10 protein-coding genes and 2 pseudogenes are annotated in these 9975 nt (G+C 68.0%); 4 read left to right on the top strand and 8 right to left on the bottom strand.

Annotation, left to right across the window (positions count from 1 at the left end):
• Window positions 1-298: 298 nt before the first annotated feature.
• Window positions 299-529: a hypothetical protein gene (locus tag Z052_RS07070; RefSeq protein ID WP_049930670.1), complete on the bottom strand. Its 231-nt coding sequence runs from the start codon at window positions 527-529 to the stop codon at window positions 299-301.
• Between the two features lie 353 nt (window positions 530-882).
• On the opposite strand from Z052_RS07070, the gene Z052_RS07065 reads away from it, so the two are divergent.
• From Z052_RS07065 to Z052_RS07050, 4 genes and pseudogenes are all read left to right on the top strand, one after another.
• Complete coding sequence (locus Z052_RS07065; protein WP_049930668.1) at window positions 883-2349, top strand: amidohydrolase family protein; 1467 nt, start codon at window positions 883-885, stop codon at window positions 2347-2349.
• 87 nt (window positions 2350-2436) lie between these two features.
• Window positions 2437-2883, top strand: a pseudogene (locus tag Z052_RS07060) (A/G-specific adenine glycosylase); the annotation flags it as partial.
• Between the two features lie 73 nt (window positions 2884-2956).
• Window positions 2957-3355: a DUF5778 family protein gene (locus tag Z052_RS07055; RefSeq protein ID WP_049930667.1), complete on the top strand. Its 399-nt coding sequence runs from the start codon at window positions 2957-2959 to the stop codon at window positions 3353-3355.
• 28 nt (window positions 3356-3383) lie between these two features.
• Window positions 3384-4022, top strand: coding sequence for a CocE/NonD family hydrolase (locus tag Z052_RS07050; protein WP_049930665.1), 639 nt, complete (start codon window positions 3384-3386; stop codon window positions 4020-4022).
• Between the two features lie 15 nt (window positions 4023-4037).
• On the opposite strand, the gene Z052_RS07045 is transcribed toward Z052_RS07050, so the two are convergent.
• From Z052_RS07045 to Z052_RS07015, 7 genes and pseudogenes are all read right to left on the bottom strand, one after another.
• Window positions 4038-5282: a glycosyltransferase family 2 protein gene (locus Z052_RS07045; RefSeq protein WP_094519247.1), complete on the bottom strand. Its 1245-nt coding sequence runs from the start codon at window positions 5280-5282 to the stop codon at window positions 4038-4040.
• 187 nt (window positions 5283-5469) lie between these two features.
• Window positions 5470-6021, bottom strand: a complete 552-nt coding sequence (locus Z052_RS07040) for a hypothetical protein (protein ID WP_086215639.1) — start codon at window positions 6019-6021, stop codon at window positions 5470-5472.
• A 5-nt stretch (window positions 6022-6026) separates the two neighbouring features.
• On the bottom strand, window positions 6027-6356 hold the full coding sequence (locus Z052_RS07035; RefSeq protein WP_049930661.1) for a transcription factor S: 330 nt from the start codon (window positions 6354-6356) through the stop codon (window positions 6027-6029).
• Window positions 6357-6821: 465 nt separating this feature from the next.
• Complete coding sequence (locus tag Z052_RS07030) at window positions 6822-7919, bottom strand: putative sulfate/molybdate transporter (protein ID WP_394338384.1); 1098 nt, start codon at window positions 7917-7919, stop codon at window positions 6822-6824.
• Window positions 7920-8006: 87 nt separating this feature from the next.
• Window positions 8007-8720: a hypothetical protein gene (locus Z052_RS07025; RefSeq protein WP_094519248.1), complete on the bottom strand. Its 714-nt coding sequence runs from the start codon at window positions 8718-8720 to the stop codon at window positions 8007-8009.
• Window positions 8717-9730 carry a hypothetical protein gene (locus tag Z052_RS07020; RefSeq protein WP_094519249.1) on the bottom strand — a complete coding sequence of 338 codons (1014 nt, stop codon included), beginning with the start codon at window positions 9728-9730 and terminating at the stop codon, window positions 8717-8719. Before Z052_RS07020 ends, Z052_RS07025 begins: the two co-directional genes overlap by 4 nt.
• Before the next feature lie 133 nt (window positions 9731-9863).
• Window positions 9864-9975: pseudogene (locus tag Z052_RS07015) on the bottom strand (HTR-like protein); the annotation flags it as partial.

Genomic DNA, 9975 nt, shown 5'->3' with positions numbered 1-9975 from the left:
TATGGGTAAGAGACAGCGCTTCAGCGCGGGGAGGATGTCAAGAAGGGAGAACCCGCGGAGCGTACCCGCGCTCTCAATTGAGGGGCTCTGTTGAAATCCTCTAAATCTGATATAAACGGCGTGCTGAATAGAGGGCGCAAGTCGGTCACGACAGCTTCTCAGTCGATCCTCTCTCCACATAATGTACGTAGCCAAACGACACGACCAATCAACTGGACTGGCGTGCTGACTTCGAGTTTTAATCGTCGGGATGTGTTACACCGGTGGATTGTCTTCTGTGTGTCGACTGCCGCACACACTACTGTTGACCGTCTCGGAACCGGTTTCGAAGACGTGGTCCAACAACAAACGCGACGAGCAGTGCGGAGCTGATTCCAATAGCCAATCCGGCCGCGTCACCGAACAACGCACTGCCAGCGATCAGGGTCACGACGAAAACGACCGCCGCAATGAGCACGACCAGCCACCCACTCAGCTCCATAATAGCCCACCCTTTTAGGCCTGCTACGAGTTCTTTGAGGAGACTCATATCTATCACTCAAAAAGTCACTGTAACAAGTTTTTCTCGCGTCGCAAAGCGGTCTAGAGTTTCGAGTGGTGGTTGCGTAGACTACTCGGGCTGCTATCTCTAACGCTCTCAAATCACGTACACTTGGTGCACGCCATTCTAACGCAGTATTTTCAGTTGTACGAAGTGCTGTCGAGACGCTCAGCGGCAAACTCTAGAGGACTTTGCGACGCGACCAATCGATTGCTGAATCTAACCTCTATATTCAGCACGACCGCAAAAACATATCAACCTCTAAGGATTTCAACAGAGCCAATTGAGGGAAATAGATACTAATAATTACAGCTACACACGACGCTGACGGGTGGGAGGAAATGACGGCTGACTGTGTGATTCACGATGCGTTCGTTCTCACGGTGGACGAGCGAAATCGACTCTACGAGCGAGGAACGGTGCTCATCGAGGATGGCCGGATCACCGACGTGCGGTCATCTCGGGACGATGACGCGGAGTTAGCGGCCGACTTGGTCATCGACGGCGAAGGCAAACTCGTGATGCCAGGTCTCGTCAACGCGCACACCCATCTCGAACTGACGCCGCTGCTTGGCGCGTTCAGCGACCTCGACCTCATGGAAATGATGAGTGGGATGACCGCCATATTCGGCCACATCGCCGAGGGCGAGTACGACTACTTCGCCCGGGCGGGGTACGAACTCGCCGCACTGAACTTCCTCAGTGGTGGGGTCACGACCGTCAACTCGATGGACGTCCGTCCCGGCGGGGGCGCAGAAACGTTCGGCGAGGCGGGCCTGCGCGGATTCTTCGGGATGGCGCTCTCCGACCTCTTCTGGGACGTTTCCGTCGAAGAGCAGTTCGACCGCGCCCGCGAGTTCATCGATGAGTACCACGGCGCGTACGACGGCCGCATCCGGGCGACGATCAACCCCCACGACGACTGGTCATGTACCCGCGAACTGTGGGAACACACCGCCGAACTCGCTGACGAGTATCCCGACCTGCTCGTCCACACGCACCTGCTCGAACTGGAGGCGAGCAACACGATGGCGCGGTCGAATGGCGCCGAGGATTCGCTCGCCCTTCTCGATGACGTTGGCCTCTTGGACGACCGACTTGTAGCCGCGCACTTCCGGCTCGCCGACGACGAAGACATCCAACGGACTGCCGAAGCAGACGCGTCGGTCGCACACTGCCCGTCGATTTTCTGTTACTGGAACACGGGCGGCGACGTACAGTGGACGCCGGTGCCGGAACTCCGCGCCGCGGGCGTTGATGTCGGCCTGGGTATCGACGACCACTACTGGCACGACTCCTACAGTCTGTTCGGCGAGGCGAGGCAAGCCCGGCTCGCAGCAAACCTCAAGCGCTCGACCGGCCAGTACGACTCGATGGAGCTCGTACGAATGCTCACCATCGAAGGAGCAGAGGCACTCGGGGTCGGCGACGAGATCGGGAGCCTCGAACCCGGCAAGCGCGCCGACGTCATTCTGCTGGACGTCGAGAAGCCGAAATTCACCCCGCTGACCAACATCCCGGCGCAGGTGACTAACAACGCAGCGCCGGCTGATGTGGAGACGGTTATCGTGGACGGCGACGTACTGATGAAAGCCGGTGACGTGAAGACCATGGAAACTGATGCGGTGCGCGACCGCGTCGAGGCCGCGGTAGACCGTTTCGAGTCGGAGACGGAGTGGGAGCTAGGCATCGGTGAGAGTGAGCCACCGAGTACGATGAACGTCGCCCGCGACCTGCCAAAGCGCGGCCCCAGCCAGTTGCTCGGACGACTCGCGTTCCAGTCGCTCAGAGATAGATTGCCACTCTGATACGGACATTCGGGGAATGTTCGGCAACAGCCACTCTCAGTTGCTGCCGATATTTGAGCTATTTTATGTGTAATAAATTGCCGCAATCACCGCGCGTTCGACGTCTCGGACGACGACGACGCGTTCGAGCGGGTCGCCTCCCGGCCCATGCCCGCGGGCGAGTCCCGGGTGCGGAACAACGCGATCATGGAGTTCGGCGGCGTCGCCTAGGGCAAGAAGCCCCGCTGCGACGAGGCCGGCTGCTCGTGTCGCGAGTGCTGTCACGCCTCCCGGACCTGAAACTTCACCGCGCCCGACGCGCCCGAACAGCCCGGCTTCGAGGGGAGCCGCCGGCAGTTCCGCGGTCGGATCGTGCGCCTGCTCGGCGAGCACGACGAGATGGCGCCGGACGCGCTCGGCAACCGGATTCGGGTGGACTACGCGCCGGGCGGTGAACACGGCTGTGAGTGGTTCCGCGGGCTCGTCGACGACCTCGCGGACGACGCGCTGGTCCAAGCCGACGGGGGCGCCGTCGTCGTGTCGCTCCGTCGCTGAGACGCGTCGCGGCCGGCCCCGACCCGCCCCGCGAACCGTCACCCGTTTATTACGGGAGCCGGAAGGGAGAGACATGAGCGAGACCGTCGATTCGGACCTGTACACCCGCGCGAAGGCCCTCTTAGAGCCCGGCGACATCGAGCTGGTGGGCTGTATCGTCCACACGAATCTCGAGGGTGAGGAGGACCTAGAGATGCACGAGCTGACGGTCGCCGCCAACGAGGTCATCGCCGAGCACGCGGGCAAAGGCGAGACGTACATCGAGGCCGGCAACGACGACACGGACTTCTCGTCGAACCAGTTCCAAGGACTGACGCTCGACGACGAGGCGTTCGTCTGGGAGTGCCAGCAGCTCCTCCGCGACGGCACGTTCGACATCGTGTTCTACTACGAGGCGACCGTCGATCAGGAGGCGCTCGCGGGCGACCTCGTCGAACTCGACGGCGTCGATCGCGTGACACAGGTGCCCTGACGGGCGTCGACCCGACCGCCCGATCCCGATGAGCGACACCGTCCTGATCCCCGGCGGTCGCGACGTGCGCGCGACCCTTGATACGGCCGCGAGCGACGCCTCGGCCGACGCGCCGTCCGCGGATGCGGTCGTCGTCGCTTGCCCGCCGCATCCCCAGCAGCGCGGCCACCGAGGCGACGAGCGGCTGGTGGCCGTCTCCGACGCCGTGACCGACCGCGGCGTCGACTGCCTCCGCTTCGACTACGGCGACTGGGACGAGGGGTACGGCGAGACCACCGACGCGGACCGGGCGGTCGGCTGGGCGCGCGAGCGCTACGACCGCGTCGGGCTGTTCGGCTTCTCGTTCGGCGGCACGGTCGCACTCGTCGCGGCCGCGTCGCGGCCCGAGCTGACGGGCGTCTGCGCGCTCGCGCCGACCGCCCGCCTGAACCCCGACACCGACGCGGTCGACGCGCTCGGAGAGATAGTCGACCGGGGCGTCCCGGTTCGCGTCCTGTACGCGACGCGGGACTCGACGGCGGACTGGGAGCCGGTGGTCGAACGTGCGACGGAACTGGGCGTCGAGACGGTCGCGTTCGAGTCCGATCACTTCTTCGTCGGGCGGAGCGGAAAGGTCGGCGAGGCGGTCGCGGCGTTCCTCGGGCCGCGGCTTCGCGACGGGTCGTAGCCGCGCTCGGAGCGGTTACTCGCTGCCGACCTTCGTCGTCACCCGGAACGTCTCCGGCGGGTTGACGATCCCAGCGACCGTCCCCATCGAGTGGACGACGGTGATGAGCGGCGCCAGCGGCACCGCGAGCGCCCAGCGGCGGTGGTCGTCGCCGTAGTACCGGACGCAGAGCAGGAACCAGCCCAGCGTACAGAGCGCCAGCCCCATCGACGCGGCGAAGAACAGCCCGCTGTGCGCGATGGTCACGCCCAGAAGCGACAACGGGACGACGAGCAGGGTGACGATCGGCGAGAGCGCCCACGCGTAGTTGCGGACCCTAGTCAACAGCTCGTAGCGCAGGGGGAGCATCGTCGACGCCCGGACGTTCCCGGCCGCCCAGCGGCGGCGCTGCTGGAGGATCTCGTACAGCGAGGGCGGCGCCTCGTTGCGGCAGACCGCGTCCGAGAGCGCGAACGTCACGTCGAGCTCGCGGAAGGCCGCCCAGACGAACGCGGTGTCCTCGACGAGCGTCTCACGGTCCCACGTGGTTTCGTCCTCCACCTCGCTGCGGACCGCGATGCCGCCGCCCCACGCGAACAGGGGAATCGAGAGGCGCGCGAACGCGCGCTGTTCGATCTGGACGCCCATCCGGTACATGTCCGCCAAGTAGCTGAGGTTCGACCCCGTGAGCCGGGGCTTCTCGCGGAGCTGAACGATGTCAGCGTCCGGGAGCCCGTCGAGCGACTCGACAACGCTGTCCTCGTCGAGGTAGAGGACGAACGCCTTCCCGCAGTCGAGCGACTGCCGTGCCCACTCCTGCGCGCGGCCCTTCCGGACCGCGTCGCACGTGAACGCCTCCGGGACGGCGTGGACCGTCGCGCCGGTCACGTCGACGGGCGACTCCGCGATCACGTGAACGTCGTCGAGCCCCTCCGGCAGGGAGTCGACGGTCTCTTGAACGACCTCGGCGGCGTCGACGGTCATGATGCGGACTTGGATCTCGTCGAGGCCGTACTCGTTCGGCGGCGTCTCGTGGCCCGCACCCACGACCGCCGCGAACACGAACCAGACGAGCGCGGTCGCGCCGAAGAGGAGCGTCACGCCCCAGAGCGCGAGCCCGAACAGCGACCCGAGTCCGCCGTCGGCGACGGCGGTGGTGACCGCCGCCTGCCCGGGAGCGCCGCCCGGGCCGGCGACGACGGTCGGTGCGAACAGCGTCGCGAGGCCGCCGACGACGAGCGCCAGCGTCACCGCGATCAGTGCGATGCGTTCGGTGTTCATCGTGGCCCCACCTCCCGCCCCGTGCCCTATGAACCGTCCAAACGCTACAGCGGGATTCGGCCGCGTTTCGGCCGAATTTACGCGCTCAATTCCGTCCAACTCGAATAAATCGCCAGAACGCAGTGCTATGGTGTGTGTTAGTTGGTGACGCGTTATTGAAACGCACGAACTGCCGGTGCGCGCCGGCTCACGCCGCCCCGTCGTCGCGCGCGCACCGCAGGTCATCGATCAGTTCGGCCGCCATCCGCTGGCCGCGGGCCGGGTCGTACCCCTCCATCCGCAGGTGCGCCAGCGGGGCCACGTACGGGTTCCGCTCCCAGTGCGCCCACACCTCGGTGGCGCCGTCGGGCGCGGGGAACAGCCGGACGTGGACCTGCCAGTCGCCGGTGAGGCCCTCGGGCCGGTGGACGAAGCTACCGACCTCGTGGACGGCCTCCCCGTCGCGGTCGTACGCGTGGAAGTAGGCCCGGATGAGCTCGGAGAAGCCCTGCTCGGGGAGCTGCTCGCGGGTCTCAGCGGGGGTCGTCTGGAGCGTTCCGGCGTACTCGTCGGCCGGCGGCGGCAGCACTCGGACGTGATCGGGGGCGCCGTCGTCGGGCAGCAGCGCGAGCAGCTTCCCGACCGCGAGCCTGACGCGCCAGAAGCCGACGGCGCGGCCGACGAGGAAGACCGCGGGCGCGGCGAGCGAAAGGGCGGCGAGCGCGCGGACGAGCCGAGTCCGTCGACCTCCCGGCGGCATCGCGGTCAGTTGTATCCCCGCCAGCGGCGGCCACACTCCTTACACTTGAAAAAGCGCGTCGGCGGCTCGTCGGCGGCGCCGGTCTGTTTGATCGTGTACCACGCCTCGCCGTGGCCGCACTCGTCACAGACAACGTCGGTCGCGGTGGGCTTCCCCTCGAAGTTCGCGCCCTCCTCCGTCTCGATCACCTCGTCGCCGGTCTGTTCGGTGGTCGACTCGAACTCGGCGGCGAGCGCCTCGTCGCGTTCGGTCGTCGCGCCGCAGCCGTCGTTCTGACACACCATCTCCCCGTCGCGAGAGACCATCATCGAGCCGCAGTCGTCACAGAACTGCATATACGAGTATCGCATGGGGGCGAGCGGTTTAGGTTCGGGGGGTACGGTCGAATACGCCGCGTGGGGTGAGGCACGTGTCCCGGGGTCTCGGTGTCGTCGAGTGATCGACGGCGTATACCCCCAAAACCCCAGCTGCTCGATTATAAATAAACACCGTCGTGTCGTCGGTGAGTACCTCCAAAGCTCCAGCCGCGAGGGCGCCGCACGTTCGCTTCGGTCCTCAGTCGTTCGCTTCGCTCACTCCCTGCGGTCCTTGCGTCACCTGCGGCGCCCTCGCGTGCCACTTTGAGTCCCACCCCACACAGCACCGCGCCGCACCTCACGCCTCCCCACCCTCGTCGGTCGCCCTCGCTTCGCTCGGCGAGCGACTCCCTCGCACGCGCTGGCTCGCGGCCGCCGGTGGCGACCGCTCGCAGGCGCGCGCCGCAGCAGTTTCATATATAACTGGCGCGTCCGCTCAGCGGCCTAGTCGCTCACTCGGACTCGCTCCCAGGCGAGGTGGATCGCGATCCCGACGAGGAAGGCGACGCCGAGGTTCGTCGCCAGCGCGAGGAGGCCGATACCGACGGAGAGCGCACGGTTCCCCGAGTCGGTGACGTTGCGCGCGAGGGAGACGGCGACGACGGCCAGCAGCGCGCCGAGCATCGCCAGCGGGAACGCCGCGATCAGCGCGGGCGTGGCGAAGAGCGCGGCGACGAGGTAGCCACCCCCGAGGACGAGGTTCGCGCCGCCGGTGCGCGCGCCGAACGCGTGCTTGCCGGCGACCCCATCGCAGCCGTGACACATCGGAACCCCGCCGAGCGGCACCGCGATCAGGTTCGTCACCCCCATGCTCGTCGACAGCTCGTCGGGGGTGACGTCGGCGTCGAGCAGGTCGGAGAAGAGGAGCGCGGTCGCCAGCGCGGCGTTGCCGATCGTCATCGCCAGCTGCGCGACCACGCCGTCAACGGTGGCGCGCGTGAGCGCCGCGCCGAACGCCGGCGTCGGCGGTGCGCCCGGCAGCCGCGGCGAGGGGACGCCGGCGACGACGAGCGCGGCCGCGACGCCGACGAGGGCGACGGCCAGCGCACTCGCTTTCCCGTGCCCCGTGAGCGCGAACACGGCGGCGATCGCGACGCCGACGAGCGCCACGAGCGGGTCGTCGGCCGCGAGTCGGAGCCCCGTCTCCAAGAGGACGAGGCCGACCGCGAACTGGACGCCGCGGATGACCGGCTCGCCGATCCACCGCTCGACGTACCCGAGCGTCCCCGAGAGGCCGATCGCGAGGAGGACGGCGCCGAGGATAACCCCCGCGAGCGCGAGTTCGGCGTAGGTGAGCGCGCCCGCGATCGCGAGCGCGGCCAGCGCCTTCATCGGCTCGACCGAGATCGGTAGCCCGTACCGGACGCCCCAGACGATCTGGAACGCGCCGAACGCGGCGAGCGCGTGCGGCAGCGAGACGTCCGTCAACAGCGCCAGCGCCACGACGAGCGGGATCACCGTAATCGAATCCCCTATCGCGCCGGTGACCTCCCCGGACCCGAAATCGACGGGGTGGTCCGACTTCGAGAGGGATCCTATCACGTGACGCGCCACTCCCGGGCGAACGCGCTTGAACGTGTTCAGAAATCGGTCGGGAGTACGCAGGCGACCCGAAGGAACTGGTTCCGGTTACTCGCCGTCGAAGGCGGGGTCGTCCGCGTCGATCATCGGGCAGTTGCGGACCCGGAACTGAGAGAAGTCGACCGACTCGACGATCTCGGTCCCCTCGTGCGCACACGCTGTCTCGGGCGGCGCCGTGAAGTGCGGGCACCGCTGGCAGTAGCTCCGCTTGTCGACGACGTGCTCGTCGCCGGCCCTCCCGGCGTCCGATGTCGGGCCCGGCGAGCGCGTCGCCGCGCCGCCCACCTCCCCGTCGGCGCCGAGGTCGTCGAACGCCGTCGCGTCGGTCCCGACCGACGCCTCCTCGTCGAGCGCCTCCCAGACGTCCTCCTCGCCGACTTCGCCGGTCCCCATCGACTCGAACGGGTCCTCGTCGGCCGCCGTGCCGTCGGTGTCCAGATCGGCGAACGGGTCGTCCCCCGGCGCGCGCGGCTCCGGGTCCTCGCGTGGCGCGCCGCCGGTCGCGTCGCCGTCCGACCCGGTCACGGGGCCCGCACTTCCCTCGGTCCCGCCGCCGAGCGCCGCGAAGGGATCGTCGGTCTCGTCTCCGTCAGGCGCGCCGAAGGCCTCGTCGGCCTCGTCTCTGTCGGGCGCGTCGAACGCTTCGTCGACCTCGTCGGTCGGCTCGTCGTCGAAGAGTCCGCCGCCGAAGGGGTCGCCTTCCGGTGCGCCGTCGCCGTCCGATCGGTCGTCGTCGCCGTCCGATCGGTCGTCGTCGCTCATCGGTACTCTCCGTCGGGTCCGCCGTCGCTCGCGGCGGTTCCCGTTCGGTCCGTCCCGTCGCCGTCCGCGACGTCGCCGTCGATGGCGGGCTTGTCCGTGACGAGGAGCTTCGAGGTCCCGAGGAAGCCGGCGTTCGGCTCCAAGTCCTCGAACCGGCGGCCGCAGTGGGGGCACTCGGGCGCCGACAACAGTCCCAGTTCCACGCCGCCGCCGCAGTGGCCGCAGTCCGCGGTCCGCACGCCGTGGCGGTTCGCCGTCCGCGTCAGGGCGTCCACGCGCTCTCGGTCGGCGCGGTCGCGCTCGGCCGCGTCGAGCCGGCGCTTGAGCTTCACGACCGCGTTCGCGACCCGCGAGAGCTTCTCGTCGATCTCGGTCAGGTCGTCCGCGGAGATCCCCGCGAGGTCCGACTCGACGCCGTCGAGGCGGTCGTCGACGCTGTCGACCCGCTCTTCGACCGCATCGAAGCGGTCTTCCGCCCCACCGAGCCGCTCGTCGAAGGCGTCGAGGCGGTCGCCGACGGCATTCAGGTCATCGAGCCGGGCGTCGACGGCGTCCAGTCGGTCGTCGACGGCGTCCAGCCGGTCGTCGAGGTCGTCGACCCGATCCGAGGACGGCGCGTCGGCGGCGGCCGCGTCGAGGCGGTCGAGCCGGGCGGCGACCTCCTCCAGTTCGTCGGCGAGGTCGTCGACCCGCGATTCGGCCTCGTCCGCGTCGGCGAGCCCGGGGGCCGACGATTGCGCGTCCTCGGCGGCTTCGCCCGAGTCGAGCGCCTCCACCTCGCGGTAGAGGTCGACGAACCGCTCCCGGAGGTCCGCAACCTTCTCGTCGAGCTCCTCGTCGAGGTCGTCGAGGCGCGCTTCGATCGCCGCCACCTCGTCGGAGTCGGGGACATCGATCCCCTCGGACTCCGCGAGCGCGACGAGCGCGCGCTTGAGGAGCTCCTCGCGGCTCACGCCGGCGTCCTCGGCGGCGGCGTCGAGGGCGGCCGTCGCCGGGTCGAGGTCGCTCATCGCGGGTCCTCCGTCATCTACGTGACATTGAGCGGCGAGGCTTAAGTAACCTGTCGCGGCGTTCTCCAGATCGATACTCGGCGGGCGCCACTCGATCGGGAGACGGGCGGAAGGTCGGGTCGGACTGCGCCCGCTACCGGATCTTACGAACGTCGCTGATGTCGAACCCGCCCTCGTGGATCTCCGTCTCGAAGCGGACGATGTTCTCGGCCTCCAGCCGCGAGAGGACGCCGCGGAACTCGCGG

Source organism: Halorubrum sp. C191, from assembly GCF_002727095.1.
Lineage (GTDB): Archaea > Halobacteriota > Halobacteria > Halobacteriales > Haloferacaceae > Halorubrum > Halorubrum ezzemoulense.
The sequence above is the reverse complement of the archived record's forward strand: the minus strand, read 5'-3'. Positions and strand labels throughout refer to the sequence as shown.